General features: G+C 69.1%; 11 protein-coding genes. 7 read left to right on the top strand and 4 right to left on the bottom strand.

Annotation, left to right across the window (positions count from 1 at the left end; all coding sequences use genetic code 11):
• Window positions 1–293 precede the first annotated feature (293 nt).
• The 4 genes from FM069_RS20715 to FM069_RS20700 all read right to left on the bottom strand — a co-directional run bounded on the left by FM069_RS20715 (window position 294) and on the right by FM069_RS20700 (window position 6,813).
• The gene (locus tag FM069_RS20715) at window positions 294–2,543 is read right to left on the bottom strand and encodes an ATP-dependent DNA helicase (protein ID WP_143490307.1); all 2,250 of its coding nucleotides are present in this window, start codon (window positions 2,541–2,543) and stop codon (window positions 294–296) included.
• Window positions 2,540–4,186 carry a VRR-NUC domain-containing protein gene (locus tag FM069_RS20710; protein WP_143490306.1) on the bottom strand — a complete coding sequence of 549 codons (1,647 nt, stop codon included), beginning with the start codon at window positions 4,184–4,186 and terminating at the stop codon, window positions 2,540–2,542. Before FM069_RS20710 ends, FM069_RS20715 begins: the two co-directional genes overlap by 4 nt.
• A 132-nt stretch (window positions 4,187–4,318) precedes the next feature.
• Window positions 4,319–5,542: a CaiB/BaiF CoA transferase family protein gene (locus FM069_RS20705; RefSeq protein WP_143490305.1), complete on the bottom strand. Its 1,224-nt coding sequence runs from the start codon at window positions 5,540–5,542 to the stop codon at window positions 4,319–4,321.
• A gap of 92 nt (window positions 5,543–5,634) precedes the next feature.
• Window positions 5,635–6,813: an acyl-CoA dehydrogenase gene (locus FM069_RS20700; RefSeq protein ID WP_143490304.1), complete on the bottom strand. Its 1,179-nt coding sequence runs from the start codon at window positions 6,811–6,813 to the stop codon at window positions 5,635–5,637.
• Between the two features lie 189 nt (window positions 6,814–7,002).
• Between FM069_RS20700 and FM069_RS20695 the strand changes: the two genes are divergently transcribed.
• From FM069_RS20695 to FM069_RS20665, 7 genes are all read left to right on the top strand, one after another.
• A complete protein-coding gene (locus tag FM069_RS20695) occupies window positions 7,003–7,911 on the top strand; it encodes a LysR family transcriptional regulator (RefSeq protein WP_143490303.1) in 909 nt (302 codons plus the stop codon).
• Window positions 7,912–8,098: 187 nt separating this feature from the next.
• Window positions 8,099–9,868: a DUF1302 domain-containing protein gene (locus FM069_RS20690; protein WP_143490302.1), complete on the top strand. Its 1,770-nt coding sequence runs from the start codon at window positions 8,099–8,101 to the stop codon at window positions 9,866–9,868.
• A gap of 21 nt (window positions 9,869–9,889) precedes the next feature.
• Window positions 9,890–11,275 (top strand): DUF1329 domain-containing protein, encoded by a 1,386-nt coding sequence (locus FM069_RS20685; RefSeq protein WP_143490309.1) that lies wholly within the window; start codon window positions 9,890–9,892, stop codon window positions 11,273–11,275.
• 179 nt (window positions 11,276–11,454) lie between these two features.
• Window positions 11,455–13,869 (top strand): LuxR C-terminal-related transcriptional regulator, encoded by a 2,415-nt coding sequence (locus tag FM069_RS20680; RefSeq protein ID WP_143490301.1) that lies wholly within the window; start codon window positions 11,455–11,457, stop codon window positions 13,867–13,869.
• Between the two features lie 447 nt (window positions 13,870–14,316).
• Window positions 14,317–15,438, top strand: a complete 1,122-nt coding sequence (locus FM069_RS20675) for a Re/Si-specific NAD(P)(+) transhydrogenase subunit alpha (RefSeq protein ID WP_143490300.1) — start codon at window positions 14,317–14,319, stop codon at window positions 15,436–15,438.
• A gap of 12 nt (window positions 15,439–15,450) precedes the next feature.
• Window positions 15,451–15,768, top strand: coding sequence for an NAD(P) transhydrogenase subunit alpha (locus FM069_RS20670; RefSeq protein WP_143490299.1), 318 nt, complete (start codon window positions 15,451–15,453; stop codon window positions 15,766–15,768).
• Window positions 15,768–17,216, top strand: coding sequence for an NAD(P)(+) transhydrogenase (Re/Si-specific) subunit beta (locus tag FM069_RS20665; protein WP_143490298.1), 1,449 nt, complete (start codon window positions 15,768–15,770; stop codon window positions 17,214–17,216). The genes FM069_RS20670 and FM069_RS20665 overlap by 1 nt, the downstream gene beginning before the upstream one ends.
• The last annotated feature ends 237 nt before the right edge of the window (window positions 17,217–17,453 follow it).

Genomic DNA, 17,453 nt, shown 5'->3' with positions numbered 1-17,453 from the left:
GCTTCATCAGCTTTACAACCTGCTGAAGCGGGAGGCGAATCTTACAGCACCATGCGACGCTGTCAACCCCTTCCTCCGTTGCGCTTCGATCGGGACCGAAGCACCGGCAGCCTGCGCCGCCCTTCCAACACCGCATCCTGAGATGCTTCCAACCACTCAACCCCTTGATCTACAAAGCGTTTTGCGTTGGCTACGCGCCGGAAGTGGTGCGCATTATAGGGGCCACGACACTCACGTCAACGGTTTTTTGCCCGAATTGTCAGGTTTCTTTCCCAGGCCCCACCAGACGCCTCTCAGGCTCGCCCGATCGTCCACCAAGACGGCATCAGCCGGCGGACCTGGGCATGGCCGAAGCGGTCGTCGATCAGGTACACCACTCCCCTGTCCTCCCGGGTGCGGATCACCCGGCCTGCGGCCTGCACCACTTTCTGCAGACCCGGGTAGAGGTAGGTGTAGGCATACCCCTCGCCGAACAGCCGCTCCATGCGTTGACTGAGCTGCTCGTTCACCGGATTCAATTGGGGCAGGCCCAAGGTGGCGACGAAGGCACCGATCAGGCGCTCCCCGGGCAGATCGATGCCTTCCCCGAAAGCGCCACCCAGCACGGCGAAGCCGATCCCTCGTCCGCCCTCGACGAAACGCTGGAGAAAGGCGTCGCGCTGGGCTTCGTCCATGCGCCGCGCCTGGTTCCATAAAGGAAGGTCGGGATGGGCCTCCACCAGCCGCGCCATGACCTGCTGGAGGTAGTCGAAGCTGCTGAAGAAGGCCAGGTAGTTGCCCGGCAGCCGCGCGTACTGGTCCGCGATCAGCTCGACGATGGGCGCCACCGACGCCGCGCGATGCTGGAACCGCGTGGAGATGCGGTCGGCTATGCGCACGTCCAGTTGCTCGGCGGCGAAGGGCGAGGCCACATCCAGCCAGGGCGTGGCGGCGGGCAGCCCCAGCAGGTCGCGGTAGAATGCCCGGGGCGAGAAGGTCGCCGAGAACAGCGTGGTGCTGTGGGCACTGGCGAAACGGGGCGCGAGGAACGGGGCCGGCACCACGTTGCGCAGGCACAGCCGCGACACCGGCCCCCGTCGACCGGTCGTGCGCGACAGGTCGAACAACGAGTGCTCGCCGAAGCTCTCGGCCAGCCGGCAGAACTGCAAGGCATCGAAATAGAAGGTCTGCAATGGGCCATGCAACGCCGCCGGGTTCTCCACCCCATGGTCGCCGATGGCAGAGACGGCGTTCTGCAGGGACGCCAGGAAGGCGGCGGGAGGTTCGTCCAGCACCTGATAGGCCTCGCCATGAGCCTGGTCCAACGCCCGCCACTGCCGGGCGATCCGCTCCAGGGGCTTCTTCAGCGCGACCGGGGCATCCCGGCGAACCTCGGCGAAGGCGAAGGGGTCCAGCTCGGTGCTGTACATGCCCCGCGCCCGCTCCACCAGGTTGTGGGCCTCATCCACCAGCACCCCGACCCGCCACTGGTTGGCCAGGGTCAGGCCATGCAGCAGGGCGCTGCCGTCGAAGTAATAGTTGTAGTCGCCCACCACCGCGTCGCACCACCGCGCCAGTTCCTGGCTCAGGTAGTAGGGGCAGACCTCGTGGGCACGGGCCACCTCGCTCACCGCGCCGCGATCGAGCCACCCTCGCTGGATGGCGGCCGCCCGGGCGGCGGGCAGGCGATCGTAGAACCCCCGGGCCAGGGGACAGGACTCGCCGTGGCAGGCCTTGTCCGGGTGCACGCAGGCCTTGTCCCGGGCCACTAGTTCCAGCACCCGCAGCGGTGCATCCGCCCGTAGGCGCTGCAAGGCGTGCAACGCCAACTGGCGCCCGGGGGTCTTGGCGGTGAGGAAGAACAGCTTGTCCAGGGCGCTGCTAGGGAATGCCTTGAGCAGCGGGAACAGCGTGCCGAGGGTCTTGCCGATCCCGGTGGGCGCCTGGGCCTGCAGGCAGCACCCCAGGCGCGCCGCCTTGTAGACCCCTTCCGCCAATTGCCGCTGCCCGACGCGGAAGTCGCCGTGGGGAAACCCCAGGCGTTGCAACTGGGCGTCCCGCTCGGCGCGGTGGGCCACCTCCTGTTCGGCCCAGGCGAGGAACCGCTCGCACTGGGTTTCGAAGAAGGCCTTCAGGGCCTCCGCCCCGTGACGCTCGACAAGCACGGTCTCCCGCTGGCTGCCGATCTCGAAGTACACCAGGGCCACCTCGATCTCCGCCAGCGCGAAAGCCTGGCAGGCCAGCCAGCCATAGAGCTTGGCCTGGGCCCAGTGCAGCGCCCGGTGGTTGGCGGGCATCCGCGTCAGGTCGCCGCGGTAGGTCTTCACTTCCTCCAGGCGGTTGGCCGTGGGGTCGTAGCCATCGGCGCGCCCTCGCACCGACAGGTGGCGATACTCGCCGCTCAGGGTCAGCTCGGCGCGATAGTCCTCGCCGCGCCGGGACGCCACCAGGGCATGGCCAGCCATGCCTTCCTGGGCAGTGGGGGACGGCGTGAAGCGCAGGTCCAGGTCGCCGGCCTTGGCGGTGAACTCGCAGAGGGCGCGGACGGCGACCCGGTAGCTCAAGGCGCGTCGTCCCAACGCACGTAGCAAACCGCCACGGGAATGCCGTGACGGCCGCAGAAGTCCAGCCAACGGATCTGATTGTCCTGCAGGCGGTCCCCGGGGCCTTTGACCTCCACCATGCGGTAGCGCTCCTCCTCCGGCCAGAACTGGATCAGATCAGGGAGGCCGGCGCGGTTGGCCTTGATGTCCCGCAGCAGGCGCTCGAAGCACAGCCTGAGGTGCGCCGCCGGCAGGCAACGCAGGGCCTGCTCCAGCAGCTCCGGGGTGAGCGCGCCCCAGTGCACGAAGGGCGACTGCAGGCCGTGCTTTTCCTGGTAGGTGCGGCGCATGGCCTCGCCGTGCTGGTTGTGTTCGAGGCGGCCCAGGCAGGCGTCAAACAGGGCCGCGCGACGGACGCGGAAATCGGCGTCGTGCAGGTCCGCCGGGCCGCTGTGGAACGGGTGGAAGAATGCCCCGGGCAGCGGCGCGAACACGGCTTCCCAGCAGAGCAGGCCGAACAGTGACACCAGCAGGGTGTTCTCCACGTAGTACACCGGGGCGTCCGCCTGCTCCAGGTGAGCCTTCACCCGGCTTTCCACCGAAGCGCCGCCCAGCGGCCGCGGCAGGCACAGGTCCAGGCGCTCCACGGGCGCGGCGCCCACCCGCGGCAGGGCGGCCAGCCCCAGGCGCCGACGCAGCCGCGGCAGGATGCGCGCGGCCTGCTGGCGCTCTTCCTCGCTGCGCGGCTCGGCGGCGATCCGCTCCACCAGGGCCAGCGCCTCGGCGGTGCGCTCGCCGCGCTCCAGCACCCGTACCGCCCGCACCCGGGCGCCGGGATGGCTGGAGGCCTGGTACAGCGACAGCGCCCGCTCCCCCTCGCCCTGGCGCTCGCACCGCTGGCCGAACAGGAACAGCAGCTTGGCGCGGCGACTCTCGATCCACGGGCTGGCGCAGGGGCTGGCGGGCAGATCGTCCAGCAGGGACGCCAGCGGCTCGCCGGCCTCCAGCCGTTCGCGGCAGCGCTGCACCCGCAGGTAGTCGTCCACGTCGGTGCGGCACTGGAACCCCCGGGAGGCGGCGTCCAGGGCGACGCGCTCGTAGCGGTGGATGCCCAGGTCGGCGAGGACGAAGGTGGACCAGTCCTGCCGCAGGTTGCCGAAGAAGATCAGCCGCAGGCGTTCGCAGAGCGGCGCGGCGAGCAGGTCGTAGAGGGCGTCGCCCAGGGCGACCAGCCAGGCGCTGGCCGGCCGCGGGGCATGCCCGTGGGCGCGCAGGGCGTCCAGCAGGTCGCCCTTGCGCGCCTGGGCCTGGCGCGGCGGCAGCTGGAACAGGCGGCCCAGCTCGGCCTTCTTCAGCAGGCTGGCGAGGCCGTCCAGGTCGAGGAGCGGATCGTCGTCCAGCCAGCCCGCCGCCACCAGGGGTTCGGCGGCGCGGCGCGGGCAGCCGATCTCGGCGTACTGCAGCTTGCTGGCACGGAAGCGCCCGCCCTTGCGCATAGCCATGCGCACGAAGAGCGCGCGGGAGGCTTCCGGCAGATCGGGAAAGCGTTCGAGGAAGGTGCGCTCCTCGGCATCCAACAGGTCGGCGTAGCGCTGGCCGATCCAGTCCAGGGCGCGCTGAAAGTTGGTCAGGTAATAGAACGGGTCCGGGAGCGGCTCGGGCATCGCGGCGACTTCGGCAGGAAAACAGGCCCGCCGCATGGGCCGAGGGTGGTCGCACGGCGGCTGTACATTTATACAGACACCGGGCGCCGGGGCAACGCCGGGTCGATCAACGGCGCCCGGCGGATGGTTGCCTCAGATCACCGCATCCCGCTGCAGCTGGTCGATACGCGCCTCGTCCAGGCCAAGCCAGTCGCGGAGCACGTCACGGGTGTGCTCCCCCAGCAGCGGCGGCGCGTTGCGGTAGGCCACCGGGGTTTCCGACAGGCGAATCGGGCTGGCCACCTGGGGCACGCTGCCCGCCAGGGGATGGGGCAGGTCCAGGCGCAGGCCGCGGGCCTGGACCTGGGGGTCGGCGAACACCTGGCCCAGGTCGTTGATGGGCCCGCAGGGCACGCCGGCGCCTTCCAGGGCGACGATCCATTCGGCGGTGGTGCGCATCACCGTGGCCTGGCGGATCAGCGGGATGAGCACCTCGCGGTGCGCCACCCGCGCCTTATTGGTGGCGAAGCGCGGGTCGTCGGCCCACTCCCCATGGCCGGCCAGTTCGGCGAACTTGCGGAACTGGCCGTCGTTGCCGACGGTGAGGATCATGTCGCCGTCGGCGGTGGGGAAGTCCTGGTACGGCACGATATTCGGGTGGGCGTTGCCCAGGCGCCGCGGGGCCACGCCGGTGGTGAGGTAGTTGAGAGTCTGGTTGGCGAGGCAGGCCACCTGCACGTCCAGCAGCGCCATGTCGACGGCTTGGCCGATGCCGGTCTGCTCGCGATGGTTCAGCGCCGCCAGCACCGCGGTGGCGGCATACAGCCCGGTGAGAATATCGGTGAGCGCCACGCCCACCTTCACCGGGCCGGCGCCCTCCTCGCCCTCGGCGCGGCCGGTGAGGCTCATCAGGCCGCCGAGGCCCTGGATCATGAAGTCATAGCCGGCGCGCCGGGCATAGGGGCCGGTCTGGCCGAAGCCGGTGATGGAGCAGTAGATCAGCCGCGGGTTGAGCGCCTTCAGCGAGGCGTAGTCGAGGCCGTAGGCGGCGAGCCCGCCCACCTTGAAGTTCTCCAGCACCACGTCGGCCTTGGCCGCCATCTCCCGCACCAGGCGCTGGCCCTCGGGCTGGGTGAAGTCGATGGTGAGGGACTTCTTGTTACGGTTCGCCGACAGATAGTAGGCGGCCTCGGAGGTGTCCCGCCCCTCGGCATCCTGGAGGAACGGCGGGCCCCAGGCGCGGGTGTCGTCGCCACTGCCGGGGCGCTCCACCTTGATCACCTCGGCGCCGAGGTCGGCGAGGATCTGCCCGGCCCAGGGCCCGGCGAGGACGCGGGACAGGTCGAGCACGCGGATATGGGACAGGGCACCGGACATGGCGAAGGTCCTTCAGGAAGTGGAGACAGGCGCAGGGCCGCGCCACGCGAGCGGAAGCCGGCGGACCGCCCCAGCGGCCGCCGGGGCGGCGATCAGAAGAACGCCTGGATGCCGGTCTGGGCGCGGCCGAGGATCAGGGCGTGCACGTCGTGGGTGCCCTCGTAAGTGTTGACCACCTCCAGGTTGACCAGGTGGCGGGCCACGCCGAACTCGTCGGAGATGCCGTTGCCGCCGAGCATGTCCCGGGACAGGCGGGCGATGTCCAGCGCCTTGCCGCAGCTGTTGCGCTTCATGATGGAGGTGATTTCCACCGCGGCGGTGCCCTCGTCCTTCATCCGCCCAAGGCGCAGGCAACCCTGCAGGGCCAGGGTGATCTCGGTCTGCATGTCGGCGAGTTTCTTCTGGATCAGCTGGTTGGCCGCCAGGGGCCGGCCGAACTGCTGGCGATCGAGGGTGTACTGGCGAGCCGCGTGCCAGCAGAACTCGGCGGCGCCCAGGGCGCCCCAGCTGATGCCGTAGCGGGCGGAGTTCAGGCAGGTGAACGGGCCGCGCAGGCCACGCACGTCGGGGAAGGCGTTCTCCTCGGGGCAGAACACGTTGTCCATGACGATCTCGCCGGTGATGGAGGCGCGCAGGCCCACCTTGCCGTGGATCGCCGGGGCGGACAGGCCTTCCCAGCCTTTTTCCAGCACGAAGCCGCGGATCTCGCCGGCCTCGTCCTTGGCCCAGACCACGAACACGTCGGCGATGGGGCTGTTGGTGATCCACATCTTGCTGCCGGTGAGGCGGTAGCCGCCGTCCACCTTCTTCGCCCGGGTGGCCATGGCGCCCGGGTCGGAGCCGTGGTTCGGCTCGGTCAGGCCGAAGCAGCCGATGTATTCGCCGCTGGCCAGCTTGGGCAGGTACTTCTGCTTGGTGGCCTCGCTGCCGAACTCGTGGATCGGCACCATCACCAGGGAGGACTGCACGCTCATCATGGAACGGTAGCCGGAGTCGACGCGCTCCACTTCCCGGGCGATCAGGCCGTAGCACACGTAGTTCAGGCCGCTGCCGCCGTAGGTCTCGGGGATGGTGGCGCCGAGCAGGCCGGTCTCACCCATCTCGCGGAAGATCGCCGGGTCGGTGCGCTCGTGGCGGAATGCTTCCAGCACCCGCGGCGCCAGCTTGTCCTGGGCGAACTGCTGGGCGCTGTCGCGCACCATGCGCTCTTCCTCGGTCAACTGCTGGTCCAGCAGCAGCGGGTCGATCCAGTTGAAGCTTGCCTTGGCCATCGGGACACCTCGAAGCGTGAAGGGCTGACGCCGGCGCGCGGGGTCGCGGCCGGCCGGTAACGTGGGGCGATCCTAGGCCGCCCCCGGGGACGGCGACAACCGAGGATTTCGCACCCCGTTGTGCGTTTCGCTCACTCCGGGATAGCGTAGACGCTCATTTTCCTTCGTCACGCGTGAGGTCGACGCATAATGCGCCGCAAGATCCCGAGCACCGCCGCGCTCATCGCCTTCGAATCCGCCGCCCGCCACGAAAGCTTCACCAAGGCCGCGGACGAGCTGAGCCTGACCCAGAGCGCCGTCTGCCGGCAGATCGCCGGGCTGGAGGAGTTCCTCGGCCTGGCGCTGTTCCGCCGCTCCCGGCGCGGGGTGAAGCTCAGCGAGGCGGGGCTGGCCTACTCCCGGCGCATCGCCACCCAGCTCGATGCAGTGGAGCGGGACACCCTGGCGGTGATGGGCCAGCAGGGCGCGATGGCCATCGAGCTGGCGGTGGTACCCACCTTCGGCACCCAGTGGCTGCTGCCACGGCTGAAGGATTTCCAGCGCCTGCACCCTGAAGTAACGGTGCACCTGACCAACCGCACCCGGCCGTTCCTGTTCGCCGACACCGAGTTCGACGCGGCCCTGTACTTCGGCGACGCCGACTGGTCGGGCACCGAGTCCCACTTCCTCATGCACGAGTACCCGCTGCCGGTGTGCAGCCCGGCCCTGCTGGAAGGCGAGACCCACCTGGACCCCGCGCACATCGCACGCCTGCCGCTGCTGCAGCAGAGCACCCGCCGCTACGCCTGGCGGCAGTGGTTCGGCGCCCGCGGCCTGAGCGTGCCGCGAGACCTGAGCGGGCCACGCTACGAGCTGTTCTCGATGCTGGCCCAGGCAGCCATGCACGCCATGGGGGTGGCCCTGATCCCGCCGTTCCTCATCGAGCGCGAGCTGGCGGAAGGTCGCCTGGTGGTGGCCTCGCCCCACAGCTTCCACAGCGACAAGGCCTATTACCTGATCATTCCCGAACGCAAGGTGGAATCCGCCGCCCTGCGCGCCTTCCGCGACTGGCTGCTGGCCCAGGCCGGGGATTACCGCGCCGCCCACCCGGGGAGCTGATCCGGGCGGCGGCGTCACCCCCGGTAGCAGTGCCACGCCACAGGCGCCCCCGCCTCGCCCGGCGAGACGCCGCCGGGGCACGCTTTCACCCGTTCGGGTGAGGGACGAAATCGCCCGTTCAGGCAATTATGGGTACGGGGCGGGCTGGCTAGCATGGCGGCTCCCCCCATCCGTCCTGGAGCGCCGCATGAAAACAACAATAATGCGCGGAATCGTCCCCCCTTCCGTCCTCGCCCTGGCCGCCGGCTTCGCGGGCGCGCCACCGGTCTTCGCCGCCGCCTTCACCCTGGGCGAGATCGAAGGCCAGTTCGACTCGCAGCTCTCGGTGGGCGCCAGCTGGGCGACCCGCGCCGGGGACAAGGACTACATCTCCACCGCCAGCGGCGGCCGCGCCTCCTCCCGCACCTCCGACGACGGCCGGCTGAACTTCAAGCGCGGCGAGACCTTCTCGAAGATCTTCAAGGGCATCCACGACCTGGAGCTGAAGTACGGCGACACCGGCGTGTTCGTCCGCGGCAAGTACTGGTACGACTTCGAGCTAAAGGACGAGCACCGGCCGTTCTATGACATCGACGACCACAACCGCAAGGAAGGCGCCCAGTCCTCCGGCGCGGAAATCCTCGACGCCTTCCTCTACCACAACTACACCCTGGGCAACCTGCCGGGCTCGGTACGGGTGGGCAAGCAGGTGGTGAGCTGGGGCGAGAGCACCTTCATCGGCAACGGCATCAACACCATCAACCCCATCGACGTCTCCGCCTTCCGCCGTCCCGGCGCCGAGATCAAAGAAGGGCTGATCCCGGTGAACATGCTCTACCTGTCCCAGAGCGTCAGCGACAGCCTCTCGGTGGAGGCCTTCTACCAGCTGGAGTGGGACCAGACGGTGGCGGACAACTGCGGCACCTTCTTCTCCACCGCCGACGTGGTGGCCGACGGCTGCGGCGACCGCCTGGTGGTCTCCGGCCCGGACCTGCCGCCGGGGGTGTCCGACAACACCGGGCGCAGCGGCAGCAACATCTACATCCCCCGCGCCGGCGACCGCGACGCCCGCGACAGCGGCCAGTTCGGCCTGGCGCTGCGCTGGTTCGTCCCGGAGCTGAACGACACCGAATTCGGCGCCTACGCCATGAACTACCACAGCCGCAACCCGGTGTTCAGCACCCGCCGCACCACCACGCCGTCGCCGGCGTTCATCCCCGGCGCGCCCAATGCCCGCTATTTCATCGAGTACCCCGAGGACATCCGCCTCTACGGCCTGAGCTTCCAGACCACCCTGGGCGCCACCTCGGTCGCCGGCGAGGTCAGCTACCGGCCGAACATGCCGCTGCAACTGAACTCCACCGACCTGTCCTTCGCCGCCCTGGGCCTGGGGGTCTCGCCGGTCTTCGAGTCGGGCCATGCCGCCAACGTCTCCGGCGAGGACCTGCACGGCTACGCCCGCCGTCCGGTGACCCAGGCGCAGCTGACTGCCACCCGCTTCGTCGACCAGGTGATGGGGGCCAGCCGCCTGACCCTGGTGGGCGAGGTGGGCTACAACCACATCTCGGGGATTTCCGGCGACACCGGCGCGCTGCGCTTCGGCCGCGATCCCATCTACGGCCCCGGCCGGCTGTCCAGCGCGCCCATCTGCGCCGCGTTCAACGCGGCCAACCCGGACGAGTGCAACAACGATGGCTTCTACACGTCCCATTCCTGGGGCTACCGCCTGCGCGGCGTCCTGGAGTACCCGGACGTGTTCGCCGGGGTCAACCTCACGCCATCGGTGGCCTGGTCCCACGACGTGGAGGGCTACGGCCCCAACTTCAGCGAGGGGGCCAAGGCCATCAGCCTCGGCCTCGGCGCGGACTACCGCAACACCTACACGGCCAGCATCAGCTATACCGATTTCTTCGGCGGCGATTACAACCCGGTGACCGACCGTGACTTCGTCGCCGTGAGCTTTGGCGTCAACTTCTGAGGCAATGGAGCAGATATGCATATGCACCGATTCCCCACCCCCACCCGGCGCTTCTTCCAGGGCGGCGCCCTGGCGCTTTCGCTGATCGCCGGCAGCGCCCTTGCTGCGGTCTCCCCGGACGAGGCCGCCAAGCTCGGCACCAGCCTCACGCCCACCGGCGCGGAAAAGGCCGGCAACGCCGACGGTTCCATTCCCGAATGGACCGGCGGCCTGCCGAAGAACGCCGGCGCGGCGGACGCCAAGGGCTTCCTCGCCGACCCCTTCGCCAGCGAGAAGCCGCTGTTCACCATCACCGCGCAGAACGTCGACCAGTACAAGGACAAGCTGTCCGAGGGGCAGCAGGCGATGTTCAAGCGCTACCCCGAGACCTACCGCATCCCGGTCTACCCCAGCCACCGCACCGTGGCGCTGCCGGACGACATCTACGCGGCCATCAAGCGCAGCGCCACCAGCGTGCAGCCGATCAACGACGGCAACGGCCTGGCCAACTTCGAGCAGAGCCGCTACTACGCCTTCCCGATCCCGAAGAACGGCGTCGAGGTGCTGTGGAACCACATCACCCGCTACCGCGGCGGCAACCTCAAGCGGATCATCACCCAGGCCACGCCCCAGACCAACGGAAGCTACACGCCGATCCGCTTCGAGGAAGAAGTGGCCTTCCCGCAGAACATCACTGACCTGGACCAGGCCAAGGCCGCCAACATCCTCACCTACTTCAAGCAGCGGGTGACCGCACCGGCGCGCCTGGCAGGCAACGTGCTGCTGGTCCACGAGACCCTCGACCAGGTGAAGGAACCGCGCCTTGCGTGGATCTACAACGCCGGCCAGCGCCGTGTGCGCCGCGCGCCCCAGGTGGCCTACGACGGCCCCGGCACCGCCGCCGACGGCCTGCGCACCTCGGACAACTTCGACATGTTCTCCGGTGCGCCGGACCGCTACGACTGGAAGCTGGTGGGCAAGCGCGAGATGTACATCCCCTACAACAGCTACAAGCTGGACTCGCCAAGCCTGAAGTACGACGACATCATCAAGGCCGGCCACATCAACCAGGACCTGACGCGTTATGAGCTGCACCGGGTCTGGGAAGTGGTGGGCACGGTGAAGAGCGGCGAGCGGCACATCTATGCCAAGCGCCACATGTACATTGACGAGGACAGCTGGCAGGTGGCGCTGGTGGACCACTACGACGGCCGCGGCGCGCTGTGGCGGGTCGCCGAGGGTCACCAGCAGTTCTACTACGACCACCAGGTGCCGGCCTACACCGTCGAGGTGCTGTACGACATCATCGGCGGTCGCTACCTGGCGCTGGGCATGAAGAACGAGGAGAAGCACAGCTTCGAGTTCGGCTTCAAGGCCTCCGCCGCCGACTACACCCCGGCCGCCCTGCGCAACGCCGGCATCCGCTGACACCCTCCGCGCCCGGTTCCCCGGGCGCCTCGCCCGCCCTCGCCGGCGGGCGTTCGCTTATGGGCCGCCATCACCCGCGGCCATCCTCGTTTCATCGTCGCCCGGCGGGCGGCTAGTCTCGGCGCCAGGGTCCACGTCATAACAACAACGCGTTCCATCGCGAACGCCACGAGACCGCCATGCCGCGTTCCAGCCCCGGTGTCCCCGACTGCCGGCCCGCCGGCCTTCCGCGCCTGCCGCCGGCGCACCTGCCACGCCCCCGCCTCGCCGCCCGCCTGCGGGACGGCGACTGGCGGCTGCGGCTGCTGGTGGCCCCGGCCGGCTTCGGCAAGACCGTGTTGCTGGGCGAATGCCTGCGCCGCGAGCCGCCGCCGCGCCTGGTCTGGCTGAGCCTCGGCGGGCGCGCCGAGCCCCTGGCCCAGGTGCTGGCTCGCCTGGCCATCGCCCTGGGCCAGGCGCGCCCGGCCGGCACCGACGAGCAGGCCCTCAGCGCCCTGCTGCAGGCCCACCCCGCGCCGCTGTGGCTGGTGCTGGACGACTACCCCCATGACCCCGACCCTGCCCTCGACGCCTGCCTCGACCGGCTGTTGGCGCAGCCGGACCTGCCGCTGCGCCTGCTGGTGAGCGCCCGCCAGAGGCCGGCCTGGAACCTGCCGCGTCTGTTGCTCGCGGGCGACCTGCTGGAACTGGATGCCGGCGAACTGGCCTTCGACCCGGCCGAGACCCAGCAGTTGGCCGAACGCCTGGCACCCGGCGCCGGGCAGCCCGCCGCCCTGTGGCGGGACACCCTCGGCTGGTGCGCCGGCGTGCCGCTGCTGCTGGCCACGCCACCCGCCAGCGGCGGCGGGCCGTGCTGGCTGAAGGACTACCTGGATCGCGAAGTGCTGGCCCGCCTGGAGGCCGACGCGCGCCGGGACCTGCTGGTGCTGGTGCACCTGCCGCGGGTGTCGGCGGCCTTCTGCGCCCAGCTCTGGGACGACGGCGACGGCGCCGCGCGCTTCGAGGCCCTGCTACGGCGCCACGCCTTCTTCCTGCCCCTGGACCGCCAGGGGCTCTGGTACCGGCCGCTGCCGGCGGTGGCCCGGGCACTGCGCGAGCATGCCGATGCCCAGCTGTCCCCCGCCCTGCGCCTGCGCGCCTGCCGGTTGTTCTTCGCCGCCGGCCAGGTGGAGGACGCCATCGACCAAGCCCTGGCCGCCGGGCAGCCAGAAGTGGCCGCCAGCTACTTGGAGCGGCTGGGCCAGGAATGGCTGACCGGGGAGCGCCACCTGGCGCACCTGCTGGCCTGGCGCGAACGCCTGCCCGCCCACTTGCTGGACGGCACGCCGCGGCTGGTGGTGCTCAACGCCTGGGCGCTGCTGCTGGCCTGGCGCCTGGACGAGGCGGACGACTGCCTGGAACGGCTCGGGCGCTTCCTGCCCCAGCCCGACGGGCGCCGCACCCGGCGCCTGCTGGCCAACGCCCAGGCCCTGCGTGGCGCCCTCGGGACGCTGCGCGGGCGCGACCCCGGGGACGCCGCCCGGGATTGCCACGCCGCCCTCGCCGCGCTCGACGACCAGGACTGGATGCCGGCGCTGCTGTGCCGTTCGGCCCTGGCGCGGATCGCCTTCGCCAGCGGCCAGCCGGAGCAGGCCGGCGCCTACCTGGACAGCGCCCGGGAACAGGCCCGTCGCCATGGCAGCGTGCTGTTCGAGGTCTGGCTCGACCTGGACCGGGTCCAGGGGCTGCTGCTGCGGGGCGATACCGCACGGGCACGGGCGCAGATCGATGCCAGCCTCGCCCTGATCGCCCAGCGGGACGCCGGCGATGCGCTGCTGCTGGGGCGGCTGCGGCTCGCCGACGCCCAGCTCCTGCTGCAGACGGACGCCCTCGACGCCGCGGAGGACAGCCTGCGGCGCGGGCTGGCCCTGGCCGAGGACTGCGCCGACCCCCTGGCGCTGCTGGGCTACCTGGGGCTCGCCGAGCTGGCAGCGCGCCGCGGTGACTTCCAGGCGGCCTTCGCCGAACTCGCCGAGGCCGAGCGGCGCATGCACTGCCAGCAGGTGTGGCGGCTGGCCTACATGGGCATGCTCAGCCTGCAACGCATGCAGGTCCTGGCGCGCCAGGGCAACTGGGCGCGGGTGGAGACCATCGGGCGGCGCATCCAGCGCTACTTCGAGGGCGAGCGACCGTGGATGGCACCGTGCTTCGCGCCGGACCTGGCGCTGCGCAACGAACTGCTGCTGGCCCGGGCCCAGGCCGCCCAGGGCAACCCCGGCGCGGCGCGCCCGGCCCTGCTGGATCTGCAGCGACGCGGCGCCGCCCTGCACTACCGGCCCCTGGTGGAAGCCGTCCGGCAGGCCCTGGATGCCCTCGACGCACCCACCGAGCCGCGGATCGCCTACGACGCCGCCATCCCCGACCTGCTCAGCCAGCGGGAACAGGCAGTGCTGCACCTGCTGGCCGAGGGCTATTCCAACGAGGAGATCGGTACGCGGCTGTTCATCTCGGTCAACACGGTGAAAACCCATGCGAAGAAGATCAACTGCAAGCTGGGCGTGAAGCGCCGTACCCAGGCCGTGATGTGCGCCAAGCGCCTGGGCCTGCTGGCGTAAGTGACTCGCTACCAATTCAGGTAGTCTCCTAACGAAACGACTACAAAGTGCCAGCAGAGCGCTGCTTCGCTTTCTTCTTAATTTTTTCTTTAAATACATATGCTTATCCGAATAAATCGGCTTTTCCCGGTGTTTTGCGAGCCTCGAACACCACAGCGGCCAGCCCACTGCCGAGCTCGAAACACCGCCTGCCTGCTCTCCCGGTCATACCGGCCTGAAACCCCGCCCCTGAGGCCCTTCCGCGCTTATCCATGGCCATAGGGTCTGTTAATGACTTGTAGTTACCGCCTTGTTTGACTCCAGAACGTCTTGATGGCTTCGCGGTTTCGGCTGCACAATGCCGCGCCGCCGGTATGCACGTCCGATACCGCAGGGAGCGATCCGCCCCACACCCGGGCGCCGACGCAGTGCGCGGGATAACGACAACGATCACGCAGGAGGTTTTCAGTGCACATAGGTGTTCCTCTCGAAACCCGCGTCGGAGAGACCCGCGTCGCGGCGACTCCCGAAACCGTCAAGAAACTGATCGGCCAAGGCCACCGGGTCACCGTGCAACGCGGCGCCGGCGAGACCGCCAGCCAGCCGGACGCCGCCTACGAGGCGGTCGGCGCCACCCTGGGTGACGCCGCGGCGGCCCTGGGCGCCGAGCTGGTGCTCAAGGTCAACGCCCCCGACGCCACCGAACTGGCCCAGTTCGCCCGCGGCGCGGTGCTGGTCGGCATGCTCAACCCCTTCGACAGCGACACCCTGGCGCACCTGGCCGAACACGGCCTCACCGCCTTCGCCCTGGAGGCCGCACCGCGCACCTCCCGCGCCCAGAGCCTCGACGTGCTCTCCTCCCAGGCCAACATCGCCGGCTACAAGGCGGTGCTGCTGGCGGCCCACCACTACCCGCGCTTCATGCCGATGCTGATGACCGCCGCCGGGACGGTGAAGGCCGCCCGGGTGCTGATCCTCGGCGCCGGTGTCGCCGGCCTGCAGGCCATCGCCACGGCCAAGCGCCTGGGCGCAGTGATCGAGGCGTCCGACGTGCGCCCGGCGGTGAAGGAGCAGATCGAGTCCCTCGGCGCCAAATTCATCGACGTGCCCTTCGAGACCGACGAGGAGCGCGAATGCGCCCAGGGCGTGGGCGGCTACGCGCGGCCGATGCCGGCCTCGTGGATGGAGCGTCAGGCCCGCGCGGTGCATGAGCGCGCCCTGCAGGCGGACGTGGTCATCACCACCGCCCTGATCCCCGGCCGCAAGGCGCCCACCCTGCTCCACGAAGCCACTGTCCAGGCGATGAAGCCCGGCTCGGTGGTCATCGACCTGGCGGCTGCCCAGGGCGGCAACTGCCCGCTGACCGAGGCCGGCCAAGTGGTGGTCAAGCACGGCGTGACCCTGGTGGGCCACAGCAACCTGGCGGCCCTGGTGCCGGCCGACGCGTCCGCGCTGTACGCCCGCAACCTGCTGGACTTTCTCAAGCTGGTGGTCGACGGCGAAGGCCGCTTCCACCTCAACCTCGACGACGACATCGTCGCCGCGTGCCTGATGTGCCGCGACGGCCAGCTCGTGCGCAAGAACGCCTAAGGAAGCACCGCCATGGACCTGATTTCCCCCGGTATCTACAACCTGATCATCTTCGTGCTGGCGATCTACGTCGGCTACCACGTGGTGTGGAACGTCACCCCGGCCCTGCACACCCCGCTGATGGCGGTAACCAACGCGATTTCCGCCATCGTGATCGTCGGCGCCATGCTCGCCGCCGCCCTGACCGTCACCCCCCTGGGCAAGACCATGGGCACCCTGGCCGTCGCCCTGGCGGCGGTCAACGTGTTCGGCGGGTTCCTGGTCACCCGGCGCATGCTGGAAATGTTCAAGAAGAAGGCGCCCAAGGCGTCCGATGCGGAGAAGCACTGATGAGCATGAACCTGATCACCCTGCTCTACCTGCTCGCCTCGGTGTGCTTCATCCAGGCCCTCAAGGGCCTGTCCCACCCCACCACGTCGCGGCGCGGCAACCTGTTCGGCATGCTCGGCATGACCCTGGCGGTGTTCACCACCGTCGGCCTGATCCTTAAGCTGGGCGCGCAGTTCTCCGTCCAGGGCGCCACCGCCGGCCTTGGCTACGTGGTGGTAGGCCTGCTGGTGGGCGGCACCGCCGGCTCGGTGATGGCCAAGCGGGTCGAGATGACCAAGATGCCGGAGCTGGTGGCGTTCATGCACAGCATGATCGGCCTGGCCGCCGTGTTCATCGCCATCGCCGCCGTTGTGGAGCCTCAGTCCCTGGGGATCGTGGCGCGCATGGCCGACCCGATTCCCGCCGGCAACCGGCTGGAGCTGTTCCTCGGCGCGGCCATCGGCGCGATCACTTTCTCCGGCTCGGTGATCGCCTTCGGCAAGCTCTCCGGCAAGTACAAATTCCGCCTGTTCCAGGGCGCACCGGTACAGTTCACGGGGCAGCACGTGCTTAACCTGCTGGTGGGCCTGGCCATCGTTGGCCTCGGTCTGCTGTTCACCTTCACCGGCCACATCGGCGCCTTCGCCCTGCTGGTGGCCCTGGCCTTCGTCATCGGTGTCCTGATCATCATCCCCATCGGCGGCGCCGACATGCCGGTGGTGGTGTCGATGCTCAACAGCTATTCCGGCTGGGCGGCGGCGGGCATCGGCTTCTCCCTGAACAACTCGATGCTGATCGTCGCGGGTTCACTGGTAGGTTCTTCGGGTGCGATCCTCTCCTACATCATGTGCAAGGCGATGAACCGCTCCTTCTTCAACGTGATTCTCGGTGGCTTCGGTGCCCATGCCGACGCCGGTCCGGCCGCGGGCAGCCAGGAACAGCGCCCGGTGAAGTCCGGCTCCTCGGACGACGCCGCGTTCCTGCTGACCAACGCCGACACCGTGATCATCGTCCCCGGCTACGGCCTAGCCGTGGCCCGTGCCCAGCACGCGCTGATGGAACTGGCGGAGAAACTGACCCACCGTGGCGTGACAGTGAAGTACGCGATCCACCCGGTCGCGGGGCGCATGCCCGGCCACATGAACGTCCTGCTGGCGGAAGCCGAAGTGCCCTATGAGCAGGTCTTCGAGATGGAAGATATCAACGCCGAGTTCGGCCAGACCGACGTGGTGCTGGTACTGGGCGCCAACGACGTGGTCAATCCGGCGGCGAAGAACGATCCCAAGTCGCCCATCGCCGGCATGCCGATCCTCGAAGCGTTCAAGGCGCGTACGGTGATCGTCAACAAACGCTCCATGGCCAGCGGCTACGCGGGTCTGGACAATGAACTGTTCTACTTGGACAAGACCATGATGGTCTTCGGCGACGCCAAGAAAGTCATCGAGGACATGGTCAAGGCCGTGGACTGACCGACACAGTTGCAACGAAGAACACCGGCCTCGGCCGGTGTTTCTTTTTGGCCTCCAACACGCCAATCAGTACAGGTAACGCTTTCCGAACAACTGTACGGGTATGTAACCGTCAAAAACGCGCGAAAAAGCGACACCGGTATCACTTTTCTGGATTTAACGCACCAATTAGGTGCAAAACCAGTACAGCTGAGTTAATCGGTAACAGTACAGATTCAAAAAAATCGTCATGCATAC

Origin of the sequence: Pseudomonas mangiferae (genome assembly GCF_007109405.1) — a bacterium.
GTDB classification, from domain to species: Bacteria; Pseudomonadota; Gammaproteobacteria; order Pseudomonadales; family Pseudomonadaceae; genus Pseudomonas_T; species Pseudomonas_T mangiferae.
This window is presented reverse-complemented; position numbering and strand designations above follow the sequence as displayed.

Bases quoted from the DNA above. Each gene is read 5' to 3' on its own strand.
- FM069_RS20710 (WP_143490306.1), bottom strand. From the start codon at position 4,186: ATGCCCGAGCCGCTCCCGGACCCGTTCTATTACCTGACCAACTTTCAG.
- FM069_RS20680 (WP_143490301.1), top strand. From the start codon at position 11,455: ATGCCGCGTTCCAGCCCCGGTGTCCCCGACTGCCGGCCCGCCGGCCTT.
- FM069_RS20685 (WP_143490309.1), top strand. From the start codon at position 9,890: ATGCACCGATTCCCCACCCCCACCCGGCGCTTCTTCCAGGGCGGCGCC.
- FM069_RS20695 (WP_143490303.1), top strand. From the start codon at position 7,003: ATGCGCCGCAAGATCCCGAGCACCGCCGCGCTCATCGCCTTCGAATCC.
- FM069_RS20705 (WP_143490305.1), bottom strand. From the start codon at position 5,542: ATGTCCGGTGCCCTGTCCCATATCCGCGTGCTCGACCTGTCCCGCGTC.
- FM069_RS20690 (WP_143490302.1), top strand. From the start codon at position 8,099: ATGAAAACAACAATAATGCGCGGAATCGTCCCCCCTTCCGTCCTCGCC.
- FM069_RS20670 (WP_143490299.1), top strand. From the start codon at position 15,451: ATGGACCTGATTTCCCCCGGTATCTACAACCTGATCATCTTCGTGCTG.
- FM069_RS20665 (WP_143490298.1), top strand. From the start codon at position 15,768: ATGAGCATGAACCTGATCACCCTGCTCTACCTGCTCGCCTCGGTGTGC.
- FM069_RS20700 (WP_143490304.1), bottom strand. From the start codon at position 6,813: ATGGCCAAGGCAAGCTTCAACTGGATCGACCCGCTGCTGCTGGACCAG.